Genomic DNA, 21,678 nt, shown 5'->3' with positions numbered 1-21,678 from the left:
ATGCGAATAATTGTCTATGGCAGTTTACGACGCGAACAGGGAAACAGTCACTGGATGACCAATGCGCAGTGGCTTGGCGATCATGAGATCGACGGCTACGAGCTTTACAGCCTTGGTCATTATCCCGGCGTGATAACAGGGGAGGGGCAAGTTCATTGCGAGGTTTATCGCATTGACGCCGCGACGCTGGGCGAGCTTGACGCGCTCCGAACCAAAGGCGGCGAATATAAACGCCAACTGGTTCAGACGCCGTACGGCAGTGCCTGGCTCTATGTTTATCAACGCTCAGTGGCAGGCCGTCGCCGTATTGAAAGCGGCGATTGGTTGCTGCGCGGCGAGTAACGCCGGGAACAGCATGAGTAATAAAAAAACACCGCTCACAGGAGCGGTGTTTTTGTCTGATGGCCGGGCAAAGAAGAGAGTTACTTCTTCGCCGCGCGCTCGAAAGAACTGACGATTTCAGCTTTAGCGGCTTCAGCGTTATCCCAACCTTCAACCTTCACCCACTTACCTTTTTCCAGGTCTTTATAGTGTTCGAAGAAGTGGGTAATCTGCGCGCGCAGAAGTTCCGGCAGATCGTTCACATCTTTAATGTGATCATACTCTTTCGACAGTTTGGTATGCGGAACCGCCACCAGTTTCGCGTCTTCGCCTGACTCATCGGTCATTTTCAACACGCCAACCGGACGGCAACGAATGACCGAACCCGGCTGTAGCGGATACGGGGTTGGCACCAGCACGTCAACCGGGTCGCCATCCAGAGACAGCGTATGGTTGATGTAGCCGTAGTTGCACGGATAAAACATCGCCGTTGACATAAAACGGTCAACAAATAACGCGCCAGACTCTTTATCCACTTCATATTTGATTGGATCGGCATTGGCCGGAATTTCAATAATGACGTAGATATCTTCTGGCAGGTCTTTACCCGCAGGCACCTGGTTCAAACTCATCTCGCATTCCTTCATTAGTCTTAAGTCGAGTGACGGCTATTATAGCCAACTGACAGCGAAAGTATTCCCCCTTTTTGGGGTTTCGGAATGCTCCATACCGGCGATTTATTGACAGTGTTTAGCAATCATCCGGGTTGCCGCAGGCGCTATTTAACGACTTCAGCATCAATGCCTGTTGCTTGACCAGTTCAACATTCTGCGCGCCAAGCGTCAGGCCCGCCATGGTGCCCTGCTGTTTTAACACATATCCCTTAGCGGCCGTCATCCAGCTAGCGCGATAAGTTAACCAGTTTCGCTGCGCGGTGCGTAATTGTTGTTTTTGCGTGGCATCGCGTTTTGCCAGCGCCGCCTGATACGCGGCGTTCATCTCTTTATCCCAGGCATGATAAGCCGCGTCATAGCACTGTGTCATACCAAGCGTAGTGGATGTTTTATTCATACAGCTATCCAGCGCGTTATCAATGGGGCGCTGTTTTTCCGCCGCGCTGACACTCAGCGGCAATAACAGGCATAGCATGAGTAAGGGGTTCTTCATGGGATTCTCCAGAGGAATAAAATGCACAGCGATAGTAAGCGTGGTGAAGGGGGGAGTCGAGGTCAATGCGCCGTGGGAATAAATCTAAAGTTTCTCCACTGAACTGCCGATACTTGATGCGCTGTAAGGCTCGAGAAGGGTTGGCCTTCACTGATATCGGAAACCACTATGATAAAAAAACTCTCTCTGCGCACCGGGTTACTGGCGTTATTGACGTTGCTTACGCTGTTACTTTTGTTGGTCAGCGTAATGGGAATTATCGCCATCAATAAAGGCAATCAGTCGCTGGATGCGATTAACCGCATTCAGGGCATTGAACTGAATAGTCTTTACCGGAGTAATGGTGACTTGTTGCGGGCGCGTTCAACCGCTGCGTTAGCGGTACGCAAAATGGAAATTGGTTTGATGGATGAAGGCGCCGCGAGTACCAAACAGTCGGAAATGTTCATTAAGCAGTCGCAACAGGAACTGGCACGGTTTACGGCAGCAGGTACGGTTACCGCACAAGGAAAAGTGCTGGCGGATGCTATCGCTGTCCGTTACAAGCAATACCTTGATAAAGGCATTACGCCAATGATGGCGGCGCTGGATAAGCAGAGCCCGGACGATTATTACGCGGTGCTGGAAGGCGATATTTCCGTGCTTTCCGCCACCTTTTCGCAAGCGGTGAGTGATTTTAGCCTGTATGCCGAAAAAGTGAGCGATGCGCAACTCAAGCGGGCGACCGGTAATGAAACCCGAATGAAAATGCTGATCGCGGTCAGTTGCCTGCTGGCGATAGCACTGGTGGTGTTGGCCTGGTTTACGCTGCGCTTAATGTTGCTGAAGCCGCTGAATTTGGCAATCGCGCACCTCGAACATGTTGCTGATGGTGACCTCACGCATCCGGTACCGCCGGGCGGAGAGAATGAGTTAGGGCGTCTGAATAACGCGCTGAGCATGATGCAGCAAGCGCTGCAACTTTCGGTTAGCCGGGTACGCGATGCCAGTTTGCAAATTGATGTCGGTAGCCGCGAACTGGCGGCGGGCAATCTCAATTTATCGCAGCGCACGGAAGAGTCCGCCGCTTCGCTGGAACAAACCGCCGCCAGTATGGAGCAGCTTACCGCGACGGTAAAACTGAATGCGGATAATGCCCATCAGGCACATCAACTAGCACGTAGCGTGTCGGACACCGCCGATCGCGGCGCTGAGGTGGTCTGCTATGTGATGGAGAAAATGCAGGAAATTTCCGCCAGTTCGGCGCGGATTGCCGATATTCTTGGCGTGATTGATGGTATTGCCTTTCAGACTAATATTCTGGCGCTGAACGCCTCGGTGGAAGCCGCGCGAGCCGGTGAACAAGGGCGAGGGTTTGCGGTGGTCGCCAGTGAGGTGCGTAACCTGGCGCAACGCAGTGGTAACGCGGCGAAAGAGATCAGAACCCTGATCGGTGAATCGCAGAGTCGGGTTGGCGAGGGGAGTGAAATGGCGACCCGCGCGGGTGAAACCATGGATGAAATTTCCGAGGAGATCATGCGCGTTACCTCGTTGATGAAAGAGATCTCCAGCGCTTCACAGGAGCAAAGCCGGGGGATTGAGCAGGTTAACCTGGCGGTGACGCAGATGGATGAGGTGGCTCAGCAGAACGCCGCGCTGGTGGAACAAGCAACCGCAGCGACGCAATCGCTGGAGGAACAGTCGAAACAGTTGGTCGAGAGCATGTCTGCTTTCCGCGTGGCGGTATGAATGAGGGGACGGGCGAGCCCATCCCACGATCAGATTACGATGCTGAGGCGTCGTCCGGAAACTCACGCATAAAGCGCTCAACATCATCAACCATCGCGTTGTTCCCGACGAAGAACGGGCAACGCTGATGCAGCGTTTCAGGTTGTAGGTCAAGAATACGGTTTTTGCCATCGCTGGCTTTGCCGCCCGCCTGTTCGGCGAGGAACGCCATCGGGTTGCACTCATACAGCAAACGCAACTTGCCTTGTGGATGGCTAGCGGTGCTGGGGTAGAGGTAGATGCCACCTTTCAGCAAGTTACGGTGAAAATCGGCCACCAACGAACCAATATAGCGCGAGGTGTAAGGGCGACGGGTTGCCTTATCCTCTTCTTGGCAGAATTTAATGTATTTCTTCACCCCTTGCGGGAAACGGATGTAGTTACCTTCGTTAATCGAATAGGTATAACCCGCCGCCGGGAACGTCATGCGCTCCTGGCTTAAACAGAACACGCCGAGCGATGGATCGTAAGTGAAGGCGTGAACCCCGCAACCGGTGGTGTAAACCAGCATGGTTGAGGAGCCGTAGACGACATAACCGGCGGCAACTTGCTTATTACCCGGCTGCATGAAATCTTCATCGGTCACCGGCGTGCCGGGCGGCGTGATGCGACGATAAATTGAAAAAATGGTCCCGACCGAAACGTTAACATCAATATTTGATGAGCCATCCAGTGGGTCCATCAAGACCACATACTTACCGTTTTCCGCACCTTCGAAGATAACAAACTCATCTTCTTCTTCTGAGGCGATGCCGGCGACAATACCACGCGCTTTCAGCGCGGCTTTCAGCTTTTCATTGGCGAACAGATCCAGTTTCATCTGCTGCTCGCCCTGCACATTTTCAACGCCGTTGGCGCCCAGAATATCAACCAAACCTGCTTTATTAATATCACGATGGATGATTTTCGCACCCAGCTTGATAGCGGAAAGGAGCGCCGTCAGTTCACCTGTGGCGTGAGGAAAGTCATGTTGCTTCTCGACGATAAATTCGCCTAACGTTTTCATAACACAATCCCTGAATCTGCGATGGAATGGCTGCATGCTTTACATGTCGCCAACGTTTGCGTACGCAGTTTAGCCGAATGAAGCACAAAGACCATAGTCCAAATCCGTTTCTTCCGTCGTCAGTCGGCGCTACACTGTGCGCCGAACTTTTTTAGTAACGGATCCTTTATGCGTATTCATATTCTTGGTATCTGCGGCACTTTTATGGGCGGTTTAGCAATGCTGGCGCGTGCGCTGGGGCACGAAGTGACAGGCTCAGATGCCAACGTTTATCCGCCGATGAGCACGCTACTTGAGAAGCAAGGTATTGATCTTATTCAGGGATATGATGCCAGCCAGCTCGAACCCGCGCCTGATTTGGTCATTATCGGCAATGCGATGACGCGCGGTAACGCGTGTGTTGAAGCGGTGCTGGAACGGAACATTCCGTACCTCTCCGGCCCACAGTGGCTACATGATTTTGTCCTGCGTGACCGTTGGGTCGTTGCGGTTGCCGGTACGCACGGGAAAACCACTACCGCCGGGATGGTCGCGTGGATTTTACAGGCTTGCGGGCTGGAACCGGGCTTCGTGATCGGTGGTGTGCCGGGGAACTTTGACGTCTCGGCAACTTTAGGAAAAAGCCCATTCTTCGTGATTGAAGCCGATGAGTATGACTGCGCGTTTTTCGATAAGCGCTCGAAGTTTGTGCATTACTGCCCGCGCACCTTGATTTTGAATAATCTGGAGTTCGACCACGCGGATATTTTTGACGACCTGCGCGCGATTCAAAAACAGTTCCACCATTTAGTCCGTATCGTTCCGGGTCAGGGCAAAATTTTATTGCCGGAGCACGATGCCAACCTGAAGCAGGTGATGGCGATGGGATGTTGGAGCGAGCAGGAAACGGCGGGTGAAAATGGGCGCTGGCAAGCGAAAAAACGCACGCCGGATGCCTCCCATTGGGAAGTGTTGCTGGACGGCGAACCGGTTGGCGAAGTGAACTGGTCGCTAGTAGGTGAGCACAACATGCATAATGGTTTGATGGCGATCGCCGCCGCGCGGCACGTTGGCGTGAAGCCGGAAGACGCCGGGCGGGCGTTGAATGATTTTGTTAACGCGCGTCGTCGGCTGGAATTACGTGGCGAGGCCGGTGGCGTAAAAGTGTATGACGACTTTGCTCACCATCCGACGGCGATTCTGGCTACGCTGGCGGCTTTGCGCAGCAAGGTTGGCGGAACGGCACGTATTCTGGCCGTGCTGGAACCTCGCTCCAACACCATGAAGATGGGCGTGAGTAAAGATGATCTGGCACCTTCTCTGGGGCGCGCCGATGAAGTGTTCTTATTTCAGCCGCACCATATTCCGTGGCAGGTTTCTGAAGTTGCCGAAGCCTGTATGCAGCCTGCGCACTGGAGCGCCGATGTGGATGCGTTGGTGGAAATGGTGGCGAAGGCCGCGCAGCCGGGTGATTACGTGCTGGTGATGAGCAATGGCGGGTTTGGCGGTATTCACCAGAAATTACTCACCCGATTAGGGCAGTAATTGACTACGGCGGGCGGCAATAAGCCAGCCCGCCGGTAGCATCACGCTTCCGCCAGTTCGCGCAAATACTGGAATATTTGGCGGGAAGCTTTCGGCGGCTTATTGGCCGCTTTCTCTTTTTGGGCGTTACGGATCATGCTACGTAATTGCTGACGATCGGCATCGGGATAGAGATTTAACACTTCCGACATCGCCTCATCACCCTGTTCCACTAACCGATCGCGTAGCGCTTCCAGTTTATGAAACAGCGCCACTTGCTGGTTATGGCGGTTTTTCAGTTTATCCAGCGCCAGACGAATCGGTTCCTCATCGCGTGAGCGTAGCATCTTACCGATGAGCTGTAGCTGGCGGCGACGCCCCTCTTTTTTAATCTTCTGCGCCAATTCAATCGCGGCGCGCAGGTCGTCATCCAGCGGGATCTTATCCAGCGAGTTTTTACCCAGATCGACCAGTTCTGCACCAAGACGTTTTAATTCTTCGGCATCACGTTTAATTTCACTTTTACTGACCCAGATAATCTCTTCATCTTCTTCTTCATGGTTATCGGGGACATCATCGAGCCAGTCTTCGGGCTGTTTGTTCATGGTTAGGCTCCAGAAAAAGAGGCTAATGCTATCAGGAAATTTAGGCTACTGCGAAATTGTTCTCTGAGTCTGTTAGACTCAAAATCATCCTTATCACCAGAGCGTTGTTTTTCGTAGTGGTTTCAACCTCTGGCCCGGCTTTACGCGGGGCCGGATCTCATCGCTACATCACATTGACTCTCATCATAGTATGGTAGGTAAATGAAATTACTCACTCAGGTTGCAGAACAACGTAAAGTGCTTGAGCAAGCGGTCGCCCAGGCGCTTGATCACGCCAAAGGCGCTACTGATGGCGCGGAAGTCGCGGTGAGCAAAACCACCGGTATCAGCGTCAGTACCCGATATGGTGAAGTGGAAAACGTCGAGTTTAATAGCGACGGCGCGCTCGGAATTACGGTTTATCACCAAAACCGTAAAGGCAGCGCCTCCTCCACCGATCTGAGCCCGGAAGCGATTAAACGCACCGTACAGGCGGCGATCGATATTGCGCGCTATACCTCTCCCGATCCGTATGCGGCGCCAGCAGAGCGCGACCTGTTAGCGTTTGAGGCGCCGGATCTTTCCCTGTTCCATCCCTGGGAAATCGATCCCGATCGAGCCATTGAACTGGCCTCGCGGGCAGAGCAGGCCGCGCTGCAAGTGGATAAGCGCATCAATAACACCGAAGGCGGCAGCTTTAATAGCCATATCGGTACCAAAGTGTTCGGTAACAGCCACGGCATGCTACAAAGCTACAACACCAGCCGCCACTCTCTTTCAAGCTGCGTGATTGCCGAAGAAAACGGCGATATGGAGCGCGATTATGCTTACTCAATTGGGCGGGCGATTGAAGACCTCGAAACGCCAGAATGGGTTGGCCAGGAGTGCGCGCGCCGTACCTTATCCCGCCTGTCGCCGCGTAAGTTAGCCACCATGAAAGCGCCGGTTATCTTCGCTCCAGAGGTGGCTACCGGGTTATTCGGCCATCTGGTTGGGGCAATTAGCGGTGGCAGCGTGTATCGCAAATCGACCTTTTTATTAGACGCGATGGGCACGCAAATTCTGCCAGAGTGGCTCACCATTGAAGAGCAGCCGCATTTGCTTAAAGGGTTGGCTTCTACACCGTTTGATAGCGAAGGTGTGCGGACATCACCGCGTGAGATCGTTAAAGATGGCGTGTTACAAACGTGGCTGCTAACCAGCTATTCGGCGCGTAAGCTGGGCCTACACAGTACTGGTCACGCCGGCGGCATTCATAACTGGCGTATTGCCGGGCAAGGGCTTGGTTTCCGTGAAATGCTGCGGCAAATGGGCACCGGTTTGGTGGTCACCGAGTTAATGGGCCAGGGCGTCAGCGGCATTACCGGCGATTATTCGCGCGGCGCGGCGGGTTTCTGGGTCGAGAACGGTGAAATTCAGTATCCGGTAAGCGAAATTACTATCGCCGGTAATTTGAAAGAGATGTGGCGTAACATTGTCACCGTCGGAGACGATATTGAAACACGTAGTAACATTCAATGTGGCTCCGTTTTATTACCTGAAATGAAAATAGCCGGTCAATAGGGTAGATTTTTAGTGGTATTGCGCTGTATCACGGGTAGCGACAAAGAGCGCTGCCCGTTTGCTCTGTCTCTTCCATAACAAAAAAGGAACTAACCGATGCGTAAGCATGTGATTGCAATGTTGTCTGTTTCCCTGTTGTGTACCAGCGTGAGCGCGCTGGCCCGTGATTTGGGCGATGATATGGATATTATTGCCAGTAATTATAAAACGGTGAATAAAACCACCGATGCGGGTGAGTTGACTAAGGCGCTACAGGTGATGCGTGATGCAGCGACTGATGCGAAGCAAGCGACGCCGGAAAAACTGGAAAGTGAGCCGAAAGATAGCCCGAAACTGAAGGATTATCAGGCTGGATTAGACACGCTGATTGGTCAGATCGATACCTCAATGGCGCTGGCGAAAGCCGGTAAAGTGGATGAAGCAAAAGATGCTGCTAAAAAGCTGGCTGATATCCGTAATGAGAACCACAAAAAGTTTCGCTAATTGCAGTTAACCAATCAATATGAAGAGGGCTGAAATTATTTCAGCCCTCTTTTTTTTTATAGTGTATTAGCGTTGAACCTACTTCGTCGGCCCAAAGGGCAGCTTGTCGTAGGCGTGCAGCGCCTTTTTCTTATACGGGTTACCAATCCAACGGGTCATTGGCACGAACTGCGGGCTAACCAGGCTTCTTTGCGGTTGGTACATGTCATACGACAAACCGGCAAGGTCAGACCATGTATGAATTAACTCAGCGCTGCTATATGGGCGGTTTACCATGCCAGAGAAATCACGCGGATGCGCCTGTTTCCATTGCGGCGATGTCCAAATCATAAACGGAATATTGTACATCGGCCGTGTCGGCGCCTCTTCATTACGCCCCTGAATATTATGCGGCGGCGTGTCATACACTTCCTCGCCGTGATCTGAAAAATAGAGCAGGAAGCCGTTCGGATTAGTTTTGGCGTAGTCTTTAATCAGGCTAGATACCACAAAGTCATTATACAACTCGGCGTTATCATATTGATTATAGGTAGCCACTTCATCCTGACTTAAACCAGCAGGAACATGATCATTGCCCTGAAACTTATCGTAAGACTCCGGGTAACGGAACTCATAACGAATATGCGTTCCTAACAGATGCACAATAATAAATTTCTTCGGCGCCGGATCGTTTAGCACCTGCTGGAACGGTTTTAGCACGTTGGCATCGTATTCACGCGCGCTCTGCGTGCGTTGCTGGTTCATATAGAACTGCTCATCCGTTTGTTTGGAGAACACGGTCAGCATGGTGTTACGTTCGGTGATGGTTTGCTGATTGGTGATCCAGAAGGTTTTATAACCGGCCTGTTTCATCATGTTCATCAGCGATGGCTGGGTGAGATAGAGGTCAGGCGCCTGCTCGTCAGCAAAGGTCAGCGCTTGTTGCAGGATCTCAATGGTGTAGGGCCGTGAAGTGACCACATCATTAAACACCGTGAGGTTTGGGTCGGTTTTGCTCATTGCGTCGAGATTTGGCGTCGTTTTACGCGCATAACCATACAAACTCATCCGCTCACGCTGCGTTGACTCCCCAATGACCAACACCAACGTGCGCGGCATTTCACCATTGGCGTCGCGTAAATTAGCCAGTGGCGGTAACGCATTATTGGCGTGCAGCAGTTTTTCCATATTACCTAACTGATGACGATACTGAAAATAACCGACGGCCAACTGCCATGGCGCGGCCGGTTCCATGCGCGACGTTAAGCGTGCGAAGGATTTTGGCAGATCATACTTTTTGATAATCAGCGTGTAAGCTAATGGGTTCAGTACCAGCCCATAAAGCAGCGCGGCGGAGATCAGCCAACGCCAAGGGTTACGAATATAGACCGGACGCAACCGCGTCCAGAGAAGAATCGCCACCACGGTGTACGCCAGTAACGGCAGCAAGACCTTCAGACTGAAATACTGCCCTAAGTACTCTCCAGCCTCGCCCGCATTGGTTTCAAACATTACAAACAGAACGCTTTGCGAAAACTCTTGATGATAAATGACGTAATACGCGAGCGCGGTAATTGAGGTGGCCCATAGCACTACGCCTAATACGGCGGCGATGATGCGTGTCCGTGACGGGAAGAGCAACATTGGAATCAGCCATAGCGAGCTGTAAAGCAGGGAATCACGTAGGCCGTTAGTACCGCTGAAACCAGTGCAAATAATTAGTACCTGCACCACGCTGGAGAAAAACCATATAAAAAGCAACATCCAGAGCAATGCTTTCCAGCTAAATGCCCGGTTCTCGGTGGTTTGATGACTCATGTTTTAAACTTGCTTCTGTCTGAGGAGGAAAATTGATGCAGATGATAATAAGTTCTGAACCTTAATTTAAGCTTAATTTGCATGAAACAAAGAGAATTTAACCTTGCTGAGCGAAAACTATCGGCTTAAGCCCTATTATTATCAGGTAACAACGTCTGACATTTTGATTTACTTGTTAAAAGAAATAGTAAAAGTCGTCATTATTTGTTGCGCAGCTAATGGCAGCCATTGAGCGATGCGGTTGCTTTCTTCTCTCTTCATCGGCGGTAAATAACCCGGCGTTAGCAATAACTTTTTCCTATGCCAGATGGTGTTACGGCAATTTCCTGTCTATCAGCCAGCAGAATATGCTGACTTGCTGCCATTCTATTTTGTTAAATATTTTAAACTTTACACCGAATGACTTTTTATTTTTTTGCGACATCGCTCACGCCGATCGGCGCGATTTCCGTTTCAAAGTGGAAAAAGTCGTTCTACAAACCTTGTGGCGGGGGCGCTACCTTATTTTCAACGCGATATGAATGTGATTTGTCCGTAACGGGAACAGGAGTAGCAAGGTGAATAGCGGAGCGGTACAGGTGAACAATGCGGCAAGTCCCGAAGAGATACAGGCGTTGGCCGATAACGTTATGACGCAAATCGGCGAACTGTTTGCCGCGCGTAATATCCATCCTAACGCGGTGCAGCAACAAATGTTGTCCTCCCATGTACGGGCAATGGCGCTGCGTTCATTAACCGGCGAATCCTTGCCGGAGGTGGAGGCCGAATTGTTTGAAGACATCTCTGTGGAATCCACGGAACTGGCGCAACAGGTAGTGGATATCTTCGGTAATTTACCGGTTGAAGAGGCTTGGTTGTTGTCAGTGCACTTTGAGGTAGCGAAAGAAAATCCGTAATAGCCATGTTCATGTGGCGTGTGACCGGATGTGGAAGCATTCTCGTACCAGGTTATTGGCGGCGATGGTCGGTAGATAACCTTTGTTTTGAACCACTCTATTTAAGGAATTCATCATGGTAACCGTAGTCATTGGCGATCGTTTAGGTAAAGGACAGAAAGTAGCAGCAGGTGTGGAGAAAGCCGGTGGACGTGCCGTGGTGGTGCCGGGCGTCGCGGCGGACATGAAGTTGGGCGATGTAATGAAAGCGGAAAACGCCGATTTCGGTATCTCTTTCTGCGGCAGCGGCGGCGCTGGTGCGATCACCGCGCAAAACAAATATGGCTATAAAGCCAAATACGGCATGCGCTCGGTTGACGAAGGCGTAACGGCGATTAATGAAGGCGTCACGGTGCTGGGATTTGGCTTTATGGATAAAGAGGAACTGGGCGAAAAATTGGTACAGGCCTGGAATAAAAAATACGGCGGCTAATGATGAAGCAGCAAGCCACCACCACAGTGCGGGTTAGCGGTAAAGGCGACACCAAAGCCAAAGCTTTCTCTGATGCGCTAAGCCGCGTACAGAGCACGGTATTACGTTCCACTAATAAAATTCTGCTGCGCATTGAACCACAGGATGTGGCCGTCATTCATGCGCGGGAGAGTGTCAAAACGGAGAAATTTTTGTTCTTCTTTTTGGCGCGCGAAAGGCGGACCTTTAGCGTGGAGCTGGAGATTACCGTCAACATGACAGTCATTGATACCGATCAGGTGCAATTTGACACGAACTAAAAACGTTGGGCGATAAGACGAAAGGAAAAACTAATGTTTTTAATTATTTTGTTTAAGTCGTTAATCATTGGCGGATTAGTCGGGGTGGGCGTCGGCGCGGGGGCCGCACGCATGTTTCACGCACCGACAACGCAAGGGATGGGCGCATTTCGTACACTGGGTGAACTGAATTCCTGTGAGGGCGATCCGGCTTCACACTTCTCCTTCGGCTTGGGGTTCTTCTTCAATGCCTGGGCCTCTTCCGTGGCGGCGGGTTCTTTCACCCAAGATGTCGATCACCGCATCATCCCGAACTGGGGCGCGGCGGCACTGATGGTGAAAAATCGCAACCTGGCCGAGACGCTACATAACCCGAAACGCATGGCGATTGCTTGCGGCATCATCGGCATGATCGTGGTGGCGTTTCTTAACTCAACCGCTTCTGCGGTACCGGCCGCGTTGCAGGTGACGGCAGTTAAAGTATTGGTCCCGGCGGCAAACCTGTTGGTCAACACCGTGATGCCGGTCATTTTCTGGTTGGCGGCGATTGATGCCGGTCGAAAATCAGGCTTTTGGGCCACCATTTTTGGCGGACTGGCGCAAATGATCATGGGGAACGCGGTACCGGGCTTAGTGCTGGGTATTCTGATCGGTAAAGGCGTTGAAGAGAGCGGCTGGAACAAAGTGACCAAAGTCATGATGTCGGTCATCGTGTTGCTGTTTGTTCTCAGCGCTTTCTTCCGCGGTTTCGATATGTCGCTGTTGAAATCCTTCCAACTGGGTGTCCCGGGCTGGCTGGATATGATCCACAACTCCCTGAGCGGAAAGTAACGAGGAGCCTATAAATGGACGAGTCAAAAAGCGGTTTCTGGTATGCCGATTGGTCTTTCCCAATCTTCGTCGGTCTGCTCTCCGCCGGGGTGTTTGCCGGAACCCATATGTACTACCTGTATGGTATCGGTGCGTTTAACGAAGTGGCGTTTGTGTCGATGCTGCGCTCAGGTATGGATACCGGTGTATATGGCGCAGTCGCGGCCTTTGGCGCCAGTTTCCTGTTCGCGCGCATTATCGAAGGTTCGTTGGTGGGGATTTTGGATATCGGCGGCGCGATTCAAACCGGTATCGGTCTTGGCGTACCTGCGCTGTTCCTTGGCGCCGGAATCGCTTTCCCGGTCACTAACTTTGCCGCTTCGCTGGCGACCGGCCTGATTATCGGTGTCGCGATCGGTTACATCATCATTCTGGCGCGTAAATTTACCATCAATCAGAGCGATTCTACCTACGGGGCGGATGTGATGATGGGCGCTGGTAACGCGTCCGGGCGTTTCCTCGGGCCGTTGATCATCCTCTCGGCAATGGCGGCCTCGATTCCTATCGGTCTGGGTTCATTGGTCGGCGCCTTACTGTTTTACCTGTGGAATAAGCCGATTACCGGCGGCGCAATTCTCGGCGCCATGGTGCTTGGCGCTATCTTCCCGGTTGCCATTAGTTAAGTTGTCTCCCGGCTTGTCTGTTCGCAGGCAAGCTGTCTTTCAAGGAGTAGAGTCATGTTCGATCTCATTATTCGCCGCGCGCGTCTGACCGATGAACGCCTGGTCGATATCGCGCTGCGCGACGGCAAAATTGCTGCGGTGGGCGTGGTTGAGGGCGAGGCGAAACGTGAGGAGGATTTGGCCGGACGCTATTATCTCAGCGCTGGCTGGATTGATTCTCACGTACATTGTTACCCCAAATCGCCGATTTATCATGACGAAGCCGATCGGATTGGCGTTGCCACCGGCGTGACGACCGTGGTAGATGCCGGCAGCACCGGCGCCGACGACGTTGATGATTTTTATGCTCTCACACGTCAGGCCGCAACCCACGTGTACGCCTTACTTAACATTGCCCGTACCGGCATCGTGACCCAAAACGAACTGGCGGATATGGCGCAAATCGACAAAGTTGGCGTGCGGGAGGCGGTACAACGTCTACCGGGCTTTATTGTCGGCATTAAGGCACGCATGAGTAGCAGTGTGGTGGGCAAAAACGGCATTAAGCCGCTTGAGCGCGCAAAAGAAATTCAGCAGGAAATTGGCGGTTTACCGTTGATGGTGCATATCGGTAATAACCCGCCGGATCTTGATGAGATCGCGCAGTTGCTCTCTTCCGGCGACATTATCACCCACTGTTTTAATGGCAAACCCAACCGCGTTTTAACCCCCTCCGGCGAGCTACGCGCCTCCATTAAGCAAGCGATTCAGCGTGGCGTGCGAATGGATGTCGGGCACGGTAGCGCCAGTTTTAGCTTTGACGTGGCGCGAGTGGCTATCGCTCAGGGCATTCTGCCAGACACCATCAGTTCGGATATTTATTGCCGTAACCGGATGAACGGCCCGGTACATAACCTCGCCCATGTTATGTCGAAATTCTTTAGTGTCGGGATGACCCTGCCGCAAGTGATTGATTGCGTCACCCACAAAGCGGCCGAGGGCTTGAGGCTAACCAGTAAAGGGCGTCTTGAACCCGGTTTTGACGCCGATCTGACGATTTTTACCGTCACAGAGGAAAGCCGTCCGTTTATTGATTCGGAAGGCGTAGAGGTGCAGGGCGAGAAACATTTGGTTCCGTTGGTGGCGGTGGTCGCTGGCCAGTGGATTGTGACCGATGAAGGGAAAGCGAATCATGTCTTCGATTTATGAAAAATATGGCCTGAAACAGGTAATTAACGCATCAGGACGAATGACTATTCTCGGGGTATCGACGCCGAGCGCAGAGGTAGTTGATACGGTCAAATATGGCCTGAACCATTACTTCGAAATAAAGGATCTGGTGAATAAGACCGGCGCCTATATCGCCAAATTACTGAACGCAGAAGACGCGGTGGTGGTGTCCTGCGCCTCGGCGGGCATCGCGCAGTCAGTGGCGGCGGTGATTGTAAAAGATAACGACTGGCTGCTGGAAAATCTGCATGCCGCGCCGCTAACGGTGCCGCATGACATCGTGGTTCCCAAAGGGCATAACGTCAATTTTGGCGCGCCGGTTGGCACCATGGTGACGATGGGCGGCGGGCGCTTGGTTGAGGCCGGTTATGCCAATGAATGCTCACCAGAACAACTGTCTGCCGCCATTACGCCGCAGACGGCCGCCATTCTGTATATCAAATCACACCATTGCGTGCAGAAAAGCCACCTTAGCGTTGAGCAGGCGGCGGTAGTGGCGCGCAAACATGGCGTGCCGCTGATTGTGGATGCGGCGGCGGAAGAGGACTTGCAGTGTTACTACCAGTTCGGCGCCGATTTAGTGATTTACAGCGGCGCGAAAGCGATTGAAGGCCCAACCAGCGGGTTGGTGGTTGGTAAACGTCAGTATGTGGAGTGGGTCAAACGCCAGTCGGCGGGCATTGGCCGGGCGATGAAAGTCGGCAAGGAGGGCATCCTTGGCCTGACACAGGCGATTGAAAACTATCTCACTCAGGAAAAAGCCACCGGCGCGCAGATGGTAGAAAAGATGACGCCGTTTATCGACAACCTAAATGCACTGAATGGGATTAGCGCCCGCGTGGTGTGGGATGCGGCAGGGCGTGATATTGCCCGTAGCGAAATCCATTTTGACGAGTCAGTAATTGGTCGCACCACCGGGGACGTGGTTCAGGCATTGAAAACCGGCGAACCCGCTATCTATTTCCGGGGCTACAAAGCCAATGAAGGCATTATTGAAGCGGATGTACGCAGCGTATCCGCCGACCAACTGAACACCATTTTTGTTTGTATTAAAGCTTTGCTGGCAGGAGAGAAATAAGCATGACGCTAACACCAAAATTTTATCAGGATCGGGTTTGCCTCAATGTATTGGCCGGTTCAAAACAGAATGCGCGTGACATTTGGCAGGCGGCTGAAGGCCATGTACTGGTTGGGGTACTGTCGAAAAACTATGCCAGCGTAGATGCGGCGGTTGCCGACATGCGCGAGTACGCCGCGCTGATTGATAACGCGCTATCGGTTGGCCTCGGAGCGGGCGATCCGAATCAATCGGCCATGGTGAGTGAAATTTCCCGTCAGGTACAGCCGCAGCACGTTAACCAGGTGTTTACCGGCGTGGCAACCAGCCGTGCGCTACTGGGACAAAACCAAACCGTGGTCAACGGCTTGGTTTCGCCAACCGGTATCGTTGGGCAGGTAAAAATCTCTACCGGGCCGCTGAGTTCTGGCGCGCCGGACGGCATTGTGCCGGTAGAAACCGCGATTGCGTTGCTGAAGGATATGGGCGGTAGCTCAATCAAATATTTCCCAATGGGCGGCCTGAAAGCGGTTGATGAATTCCGCGCGGTTGCCGCAGCTTGCGCCAAACACGATTTTTGGCTGGAGCCGACCGGTGGGATCGATCTCGACAACTATGAAGCCATTCTCCAAATCGCGCTGGATGCAGGCGTGAGCAAAATCATTCCGCATATCTACAGCTCGATTATTGATAAAGACTCTGGCAATACGCGCCCGGAAGACGTGCGTACTTTGCTGGCGATAACCCAAAAACTCGTGGCGTAATAATAACGGGCCAGGCCTCGCACGCTTCGGCCCCGATGAGGAAAGTATGATGCGTAAATCGTTATTCTCGGTTCTCACTTTGGGGTTGATGGCCGCTGCGCCATTTGCCGCCCAGGCGCAGTATGCTTATGTCGGTACCTATAATCCGAACGGCGAAGGGGTTTATCGTTTTCAGGTGGCGCCGAACGGGGCGCTAACCGGTAAAACATTGGTCAGCACCTTACCTAACGCCGCGCAGATGACGTTAAATGCGCAGGGCAAGGTACTGTATGTCGGGAGCGAAAGCGAAAAGGGCATGATTGCGGCCTACCGCATCGGCGATGATGGCGGTTTAACGCTGATTAACCAAGTCAGCTCGCAGGGATCTGGCCCGGTCTATTTAACATTGACGCCGAACGGTAAACATTTGCTGGTGGCAAACTATGTGAGCGGCACCATCGCGGTGTTACCGGTGAATACCGATGGTAGCCTGGCGCAAGCCAGCGATAGCAAGCAGGATCAGGGACCGGCAGGCGCAGGCAAACCCGCCGCTGCCGTCGAGGGAAGTTTCGCGATTAGCGATCATAACGGACCTCACGCGCACATGATCTCTACCGACCCGAGCGGTAAATTCTTGTTTAATACCGATCTCGGCCTGGATCGTATTTACCAATACCGTTTGAGCGATGACGGCAAACTGACGCCAAATTCACCGGCGTGGATCCCGGCGTCATCGGCCGGTGCCGGGCCGCGACATTTTGTCTTCCATCCAAATGGCAAAACGGTTTATCTGGTTAACGAAGAGGCTTCGACATTAACGCGTTATACCTTTAACGCCCATCAGGGAACGTTGACGGAAGGCGCTACGGTTTCAACCTTGCCCGCAGGCTTTAAGGGAACCAGTTTCGCGGCCGGGTTGGTAATGGATAAATCCGGAAAAAACCTGTATGTTGCCAATCGGTTACATAACAGCATCACCCACTTCGCTATTGAAGCTAACGGTACGTTGACGCACAAAGACGATATCTGGACGCGCGGCGATTATCCTCGTACGCTGACATTATCGCCGGATGGGCATTCGCTGTATGCCATGAATCAGCGCAGTGATAATGTCACCCGTTTCAACGTGGATAACGCCAACGGAACGCTCTCCTTTAGCGATGAATACGTGGCGGTTGGGGCGCCGTCGCAAATGGTGATAACACCTTAATCATATGCCGCCCCGGCACGCGGTCCGGGGCGAAGTTCTGCCCGGCATATAGACCCAACGATGGATGTAACGGTGAGATTTCCTAACCAACGACTGGCACAACTGTTTGATGTTTTGCAAAATGAAACGCTGCCGCAGGATGAACTGGCGCGCCGTTTTGCGGTATCGACGCGCACGGTACGCACCGATATTACTGCGCTAAATGAAATCCTGGCCGAACATGGCGCTCACTTGGTGCTTAATCGGGGGGAGGGCTATCAGCTCAATATTCTCGACCCGGTTCGTTACGGCCAGTTATTACAATCCTCTCCCGCCCATTTACGCATTCCACGTACCTCGGCGGAACGGGTACATTATCTGTTAACGCGTTTTCTCACTTCAGCTTTCTCCTTAAAACTGGAAGACTTAGCGGATGAATGGTTTGTCAGCCGCGCCACGCTGCAAAGCGATATGGCTGAAGTAAGGGAATGGCTAAATCGTTACCAACTCGCCATCGAAACCAAGCCGCGTTATGGCATGAAGTTGTTTGGCAGCGAAGTGGCGATTCGTACCTGCCTGACGGATTTACTGTACCAAATCGCGCAAGAATCGAATGAGAGCCCGCTGCTAAACCTGGAGGCGCTCAATAGTGGCATGCTGGTTACGCTGGAACCGCTGCTACAACAATGCTTTACTCGTTTTAATATCCGTATGACCGATGAGGCTGAACTGTGGCTGCGGCTCTATTGTGCGGTGGCGGTTCGGCGCATTAGCGAAGGGTACCCGCTGTCAGACTTTAGCGCGGAAGAGGTGGATGATGATGCCCGCGATGCCGCGCGCCATATCATCAACTTTATGCGCCCGATTGCCGGTAAAGTAATTTCGACCTCGGAAGAGGCGTGGTTGCGGCTCAATATTGCCGCACGACGCGTGCAGGAAATCGCTCCCAGCGCGATTAACGCCGATGATGGCGACTCGCTGGTGGATTACATCCTCAATTACATTAATACCCACTACAATTTTAATCTGCAAAATGACCCACAGTTGCGTGCCGATCTGCTGACGCATATCAAGACCATGATTACCCGCGTGCGTTACCAGATTAATATTCCTAACCCGCTGCTGACGAATATTAAACAGCACTACCCGATGGCTTATGACGTGACGCTGGCGGCGGTATCCAGTTGGGGAAAATATACGCCCTACGTGATCAATGAAAATGAAATTGGCTTTCTGGTGTTACATATCGGCGTTGGGCTGGAGCGCCACTACAACGTAGGCTATCAGCGCCATCCTCGCGTGTTACTGGTTTGCGATACCGGTAATTCGACGGTACGTATGATTCAGGCCATGCTGTTACGCCGTTATCCGCAGGTGGTGGTGAAGAACAGCATCTCGCTACGAGAATATGAAGAGCGGGCCAGCATTGATGAGGATTTTGTTATCTCGACCGCGCGTCTCAGCGAGAAAGACAAACCGGTGGTGGTAATGTCACCGTTTCCAACCGATTATCAACTGGAACAGATTGGGAAACTGGTGCTGGTGGATCGCACTAAGCCCTATATGCTGGAGAAGTTTTTTGACCAGCAGCACTTCTGCATTATTGACCAACCGATGGATCGCTCGGCGCTTTTTCAAAAGCTTTGCGATCGCCTGGAGCAAGAAGGGTTTGTGGATGCCACTTTCTATCCTTCGGTAGAAGAGCGTGAGGCGATTGTGAGCACCATGCTGGGCGAGGGTATTGCGTTGCCGCACTCGCTGGGGCTGTTGGCGAAGAAAACGGTGGTGTATACCGTCTTAGCGCCGCAAGGTATTGCCTGGGGCGAAGAAACTGCCTATGTGATTTTTCTGTTGGCGATCAGCAAGACCGAGTATGAAGAGGCGATGGCTATTTACGATTTATTCGTCACTTTTATGCGTGAAAGGGCGATGACGCGCCTACGCGACAGCCAGGATTTTGCCAGTTTTAAAGCGGTGGCTATGGATTGTTTGAGCCGTTTATAAGGCTGTTTCAGAGCAGTATAGGCAACCGGCAGCCTATATTCGCTTTTACCCCAGAGGGAAATACAATCCTATTATTAGGAGGAACGTCGGTTCGGGAAACTGGCAACAATTTAAGAGCCACTTTTGGCTTTTTTTTGAGTTTAAAATAAATACATTTCTATTATTAGTTCCTAATATCCCCTATAGAATCGTTTATTCTTCTCATCGGAAAAATGTTTCGTTGAAGTATAAAAGGGACTTATCATGGGAATATTCTCTATTACCGGCCTCCCGGAGAACCAGTCGCAATCACTGGTATCTGATGCCATTGCTATCACTACCTATACCTATCATAACCTTGACCAGGGTTTTGCCTATGGCTACCAAAAACATGGCATCGGCGCAGGGTTGCCAATAACGATTTCAAACGCTTTATTGGGCAACACGCACGCTCAAGGTGTGGTGCCGGGGCTCCCTTGGAATCCTGATTCGGAAGCATTGGCAAAGGAACAACTCGGTCAGGCTGGCTGGACGGTGATCGGTGCTGAAGCATTAGGATACGATGGAAAAGTTGACCGCCACGGCACCTTTTTTGGCGAAAGCAAGGGATACGAAAGCGCGCAAGCTGAAGTTATAGGTAAGTATGACGATAGCGGAAAGTTAATCCAGATAGGGATCGCTTTCCGTGGCACCAGTGCGCCACGCGAAATACTATTGGGCGATACGCTAGGTGATATTAAACATATTTTAGGCATAACTTTTCGCGCAGAGTCCTACTCCAGCCATTTTGTGGAAAACGCCTTTGGTAACCTGCTGGAGAGCGTAGCAAGCTTTGCCGCCGCCAATGGTTTAAACGGTCAGGACGTTCTGTTCAGTGGCCATAGCCTTGGCGGGATGATGGTCAATAGCGTGGCGTCACAAAGCGAAAGCCTGTGGGGGGGCTTTTTTTCTGATGCCCACTATATCTCCTTTGCCACGCCAATTGAGTATGAAGTTGGTCAGAAGGTACTTAATATTGGTTTCGAAAACGATCCGGTATTTAGAACGTTGGATGGAACCGACTTTAAGTTATCGACACTACTGACTCATGATAAAAATTACGAATCAACTACCGATAATATCGTCAGTTTTAATGATTATTATGCCTCGGGTGTCTGGAATTTACTGCCGTTTGGGCTATTTAATCTTCCCTCTTGGCTTACTCATTTACCCTTTTTATATGAGCAAGGTGTCACGTCGATAATGGAGTCGGCGTTCTATCCCTTGACGGAAAAAGACTCGACGGTAATTGTTTCCGCACTTTCAGATGCGAAACGGGGTTCTACGTGGGTGACAGATCTTAATCGTGATGCGCAAAAGCACGAGGGGCCGACCTTTATTTTGGGAAGCGATAAAGATGATCTGATTAAAGGCGGTAAAGGTAATGACTATTTAGAAGGTCGTGGTGGCAACGATATTTTCCGCGATGAGGGTGGGTTTAATATTATCCTTGGCGGTGACGGGCATAATACCCTGGATTTACAACATGCGTTGAACGCCAGTGAAATTGCTAAAGATGGCGATACGCTTTATTTACGCGATCAATCTGGCGGGATAACTATTGCCAGCGATATTGATACCATTCGCAGTAAAGAATCCTTCATGTGGGTATTTAACCAACGAGTAGATCATAAGGTGAGCGAATACGGGCTGCTTTCATCAAAAGGATATACCGCTTACGCGACGTCGGTACATGGCGATGCGAATAATAATACCTTAACAGGGGAAACAGGGGCGTGGTTGTTCGGTCAGGATGGTGATGATGTCCTGATGGGTTCAGGCAATAATACCTTTGTGGGCGGCGCCGGAAATGATGAGCTGCAGGGCGCAGGAAAAAATAATACTTACTTGTTCAGTGGACGCTTTGGTCACGATACGCTGTATCACTTTGACCAATCGGATACCTTGATTTTTATGGGTGTGGAAGGCGCCTTAACCGGAAATTATCGTGATTTTCTCTCTACGGAAGGAGATAACCTGGTATTGAACTTTGGTGAAAGCAGTGTGACCCTGGTGGGGGTTGAAGCGTCACAATTAAATAATAGCCATATCGTTCTGGCATAAAGAAATGGCACGTCTTCCTTCGAAGGCGTGCCATATTTTTTCATAGGAGATAATACTATTCCAA

At 51.6% G+C, this 21,678-nt stretch carries 22 protein-coding genes; 17 read left to right on the top strand and 5 right to left on the bottom strand.

Annotation, left to right across the window (positions count from 1 at the left end; genetic code table 11):
* Positions 1–342 (top strand): gamma-glutamylcyclotransferase family protein, encoded by a 342-nt coding sequence (locus tag PMPD1_RS19650; RefSeq protein ID WP_173635636.1) that lies wholly within the window; start codon positions 1–3, stop codon positions 340–342.
* A gap of 80 nt (positions 343–422) precedes the next feature.
* Here the strand turns inward: PMPD1_RS19650 and ppa are convergent, their stop codons facing one another.
* Together ppa and PMPD1_RS19640 are read right to left on the bottom strand one after the other, a co-directional pair.
* Positions 423–953 (bottom strand): inorganic diphosphatase, encoded by a 531-nt coding sequence (ppa, locus tag PMPD1_RS19645; RefSeq protein ID WP_173635635.1) that lies wholly within the window; start codon positions 951–953, stop codon positions 423–425.
* Between the two features lie 118 nt (positions 954–1,071).
* Positions 1,072–1,488 carry a lysozyme inhibitor LprI family protein gene (locus PMPD1_RS19640; RefSeq protein ID WP_173635634.1) on the bottom strand — a complete coding sequence of 139 codons (417 nt, stop codon included), beginning with the start codon at positions 1,486–1,488 and terminating at the stop codon, positions 1,072–1,074.
* Positions 1,489–1,659: 171 nt separating this feature from the next.
* Between PMPD1_RS19640 and PMPD1_RS19635 the strand changes: the two genes are divergently transcribed.
* Positions 1,660–3,216 (top strand): methyl-accepting chemotaxis protein, encoded by a 1,557-nt coding sequence (locus PMPD1_RS19635; protein ID WP_173636294.1) that lies wholly within the window; start codon positions 1,660–1,662, stop codon positions 3,214–3,216.
* 34 nt (positions 3,217–3,250) lie between these two features.
* Here the strand turns inward: PMPD1_RS19635 and fbp are convergent, their stop codons facing one another.
* Entirely contained in the window at positions 3,251–4,261 is a 1,011-nt protein-coding gene (gene fbp, locus PMPD1_RS19630; protein ID WP_173635633.1) for a class 1 fructose-bisphosphatase, read from the bottom strand.
* 168 nt (positions 4,262–4,429) lie between these two features.
* Between fbp and mpl the strand changes: the two genes are divergently transcribed.
* Positions 4,430–5,785 carry a UDP-N-acetylmuramate:L-alanyl-gamma-D-glutamyl-meso-diaminopimelate ligase gene (mpl, locus tag PMPD1_RS19625; RefSeq protein WP_173635632.1) on the top strand — a complete coding sequence of 452 codons (1,356 nt, stop codon included), beginning with the start codon at positions 4,430–4,432 and terminating at the stop codon, positions 5,783–5,785.
* Between the two features lie 41 nt (positions 5,786–5,826).
* On the opposite strand, the gene yjgA is transcribed toward mpl, so the two are convergent.
* Complete coding sequence (gene yjgA / locus PMPD1_RS19620; RefSeq protein WP_173635631.1) at positions 5,827–6,369, bottom strand: ribosome biogenesis factor YjgA; 543 nt, start codon at positions 6,367–6,369, stop codon at positions 5,827–5,829.
* Positions 6,370–6,570: 201 nt separating this feature from the next.
* Between yjgA and pmbA the strand changes: the two genes are divergently transcribed.
* Together pmbA and cybC are read left to right on the top strand one after the other, a co-directional pair.
* Positions 6,571–7,911 (top strand): metalloprotease PmbA, encoded by a 1,341-nt coding sequence (gene pmbA / locus PMPD1_RS19615; protein ID WP_173635630.1) that lies wholly within the window; start codon positions 6,571–6,573, stop codon positions 7,909–7,911.
* Between the two features lie 96 nt (positions 7,912–8,007).
* Positions 8,008–8,394, top strand: a complete 387-nt coding sequence (gene cybC / locus PMPD1_RS19610) for a cytochrome b562 (RefSeq protein ID WP_173635629.1) — start codon at positions 8,008–8,010, stop codon at positions 8,392–8,394.
* Positions 8,395–8,472: 78 nt separating this feature from the next.
* Here cybC and PMPD1_RS19605 read toward each other — a convergent pair whose 3' ends face one another.
* Positions 8,473–10,191: a phosphoethanolamine transferase CptA gene (locus tag PMPD1_RS19605; RefSeq protein ID WP_173635628.1), complete on the bottom strand. Its 1,719-nt coding sequence runs from the start codon at positions 10,189–10,191 to the stop codon at positions 8,473–8,475.
* A 218-nt stretch (positions 10,192–10,409) separates the two neighbouring features.
* Between PMPD1_RS19605 and PMPD1_RS19600 the strand changes: the two genes are divergently transcribed.
* The 12 genes from PMPD1_RS19600 to PMPD1_RS19545 all read left to right on the top strand — a co-directional run bounded on the left by PMPD1_RS19600 (position 10,410) and on the right by PMPD1_RS19545 (position 21,614).
* Positions 10,410–10,712, top strand: coding sequence for a hypothetical protein (locus PMPD1_RS19600; RefSeq protein WP_173635627.1), 303 nt, complete (start codon positions 10,410–10,412; stop codon positions 10,710–10,712).
* A 36-nt stretch (positions 10,713–10,748) separates the two neighbouring features.
* Positions 10,749–11,087, top strand: a complete 339-nt coding sequence (locus PMPD1_RS19595) for a glycine dehydrogenase (RefSeq protein ID WP_173635626.1) — start codon at positions 10,749–10,751, stop codon at positions 11,085–11,087.
* 115 nt (positions 11,088–11,202) lie between these two features.
* Positions 11,203–11,559 (top strand): SFCGS family glycine-rich protein, encoded by a 357-nt coding sequence (locus PMPD1_RS19590; protein WP_173635625.1) that lies wholly within the window; start codon positions 11,203–11,205, stop codon positions 11,557–11,559.
* A 2-nt stretch (positions 11,560–11,561) separates the two neighbouring features.
* The gene (locus PMPD1_RS19585; RefSeq protein WP_173636293.1) at positions 11,562–11,858 is read left to right on the top strand and encodes a DUF4312 family protein; all 297 of its coding nucleotides are present in this window, start codon (positions 11,562–11,564) and stop codon (positions 11,856–11,858) included.
* A 33-nt stretch (positions 11,859–11,891) separates the two neighbouring features.
* Entirely contained in the window at positions 11,892–12,668 is a 777-nt protein-coding gene (locus tag PMPD1_RS19580) for a DUF4311 domain-containing protein (protein ID WP_173635624.1), read from the top strand.
* 14 nt (positions 12,669–12,682) lie between these two features.
* Positions 12,683–13,330 carry a DUF4310 family protein gene (locus PMPD1_RS19575; protein ID WP_173635623.1) on the top strand — a complete coding sequence of 216 codons (648 nt, stop codon included), beginning with the start codon at positions 12,683–12,685 and terminating at the stop codon, positions 13,328–13,330.
* A 54-nt stretch (positions 13,331–13,384) separates the two neighbouring features.
* Positions 13,385–14,518, top strand: a complete 1,134-nt coding sequence (locus tag PMPD1_RS19570; RefSeq protein WP_173635622.1) for an amidohydrolase/deacetylase family metallohydrolase — start codon at positions 13,385–13,387, stop codon at positions 14,516–14,518.
* Positions 14,502–15,617, top strand: a complete 1,116-nt coding sequence (locus PMPD1_RS19565; RefSeq protein ID WP_173635621.1) for a DgaE family pyridoxal phosphate-dependent ammonia lyase — start codon at positions 14,502–14,504, stop codon at positions 15,615–15,617. Before PMPD1_RS19570 ends, PMPD1_RS19565 begins: the two co-directional genes overlap by 17 nt.
* A 2-nt stretch (positions 15,618–15,619) precedes the next feature.
* Positions 15,620–16,360, top strand: a complete 741-nt coding sequence (gene dagF / locus PMPD1_RS19560) for a 2-dehydro-3-deoxy-phosphogluconate aldolase (protein WP_173635620.1) — start codon at positions 15,620–15,622, stop codon at positions 16,358–16,360.
* Positions 16,361–16,406: 46 nt separating this feature from the next.
* Positions 16,407–17,549 carry a lactonase family protein gene (locus PMPD1_RS19555; protein ID WP_173635619.1) on the top strand — a complete coding sequence of 381 codons (1,143 nt, stop codon included), beginning with the start codon at positions 16,407–16,409 and terminating at the stop codon, positions 17,547–17,549.
* A gap of 72 nt (positions 17,550–17,621) precedes the next feature.
* Complete coding sequence (locus tag PMPD1_RS19550; protein ID WP_173635618.1) at positions 17,622–19,532, top strand: BglG family transcription antiterminator; 1,911 nt, start codon at positions 17,622–17,624, stop codon at positions 19,530–19,532.
* Between the two features lie 243 nt (positions 19,533–19,775).
* Entirely contained in the window at positions 19,776–21,614 is a 1,839-nt protein-coding gene (locus PMPD1_RS19545) for a polyurethane esterase (protein ID WP_173635617.1), read from the top strand.
* Positions 21,615–21,678: the final 64 nt, after the last annotated feature.

The sequence above is a fragment of the Paramixta manurensis genome, from assembly GCF_013285385.1.
Lineage (GTDB): Bacteria > Pseudomonadota > Gammaproteobacteria > Enterobacterales > Enterobacteriaceae > Paramixta > Paramixta manurensis.
This window is presented reverse-complemented; position numbering and strand designations above follow the sequence as displayed.

Excerpts from the sequence above, each read along its gene's own strand:
- mpl (WP_173635632.1), top strand. The coding sequence starts at position 4,430 with ATGCGTATTCATATTCTTGGTATCTGCGGCACTTTTATGGGCGGTTTA.
- PMPD1_RS19555 (WP_173635619.1), top strand. The coding sequence starts at position 16,407 with ATGATGCGTAAATCGTTATTCTCGGTTCTCACTTTGGGGTTGATGGCC.
- PMPD1_RS19605 (WP_173635628.1), bottom strand. The coding sequence starts at position 10,191 with ATGAGTCATCAAACCACCGAGAACCGGGCATTTAGCTGGAAAGCATTG.
- PMPD1_RS19650 (WP_173635636.1), top strand. The coding sequence starts at position 1 with ATGCGAATAATTGTCTATGGCAGTTTACGACGCGAACAGGGAAACAGT.
- PMPD1_RS19590 (WP_173635625.1), top strand. The coding sequence starts at position 11,203 with ATGGTAACCGTAGTCATTGGCGATCGTTTAGGTAAAGGACAGAAAGTA.
- PMPD1_RS19575 (WP_173635623.1), top strand. The coding sequence starts at position 12,683 with ATGGACGAGTCAAAAAGCGGTTTCTGGTATGCCGATTGGTCTTTCCCA.
- pmbA (WP_173635630.1), top strand. The coding sequence starts at position 6,571 with ATGAAATTACTCACTCAGGTTGCAGAACAACGTAAAGTGCTTGAGCAA.
- PMPD1_RS19600 (WP_173635627.1), top strand. The coding sequence starts at position 10,410 with ATGGCAGCCATTGAGCGATGCGGTTGCTTTCTTCTCTCTTCATCGGCG.
- ppa (WP_173635635.1), bottom strand. The coding sequence starts at position 953 with ATGAGTTTGAACCAGGTGCCTGCGGGTAAAGACCTGCCAGAAGATATC.
- PMPD1_RS19585 (WP_173636293.1), top strand. The coding sequence starts at position 11,562 with ATGAAGCAGCAAGCCACCACCACAGTGCGGGTTAGCGGTAAAGGCGAC.
- PMPD1_RS19640 (WP_173635634.1), bottom strand. The coding sequence starts at position 1,488 with ATGAAGAACCCCTTACTCATGCTATGCCTGTTATTGCCGCTGAGTGTC.
- dagF (WP_173635620.1), top strand. The coding sequence starts at position 15,620 with ATGACGCTAACACCAAAATTTTATCAGGATCGGGTTTGCCTCAATGTA.
- PMPD1_RS19545 (WP_173635617.1), top strand. The coding sequence starts at position 19,776 with ATGGGAATATTCTCTATTACCGGCCTCCCGGAGAACCAGTCGCAATCA.
- yjgA (WP_173635631.1), bottom strand. The coding sequence starts at position 6,369 with ATGAACAAACAGCCCGAAGACTGGCTCGATGATGTCCCCGATAACCAT.
- PMPD1_RS19565 (WP_173635621.1), top strand. The coding sequence starts at position 14,502 with ATGTCTTCGATTTATGAAAAATATGGCCTGAAACAGGTAATTAACGCA.
- cybC (WP_173635629.1), top strand. The coding sequence starts at position 8,008 with ATGCGTAAGCATGTGATTGCAATGTTGTCTGTTTCCCTGTTGTGTACC.
- PMPD1_RS19580 (WP_173635624.1), top strand. The coding sequence starts at position 11,892 with ATGTTTTTAATTATTTTGTTTAAGTCGTTAATCATTGGCGGATTAGTC.
- fbp (WP_173635633.1), bottom strand. The coding sequence starts at position 4,261 with ATGAAAACGTTAGGCGAATTTATCGTCGAGAAGCAACATGACTTTCCT.
- PMPD1_RS19570 (WP_173635622.1), top strand. The coding sequence starts at position 13,385 with ATGTTCGATCTCATTATTCGCCGCGCGCGTCTGACCGATGAACGCCTG.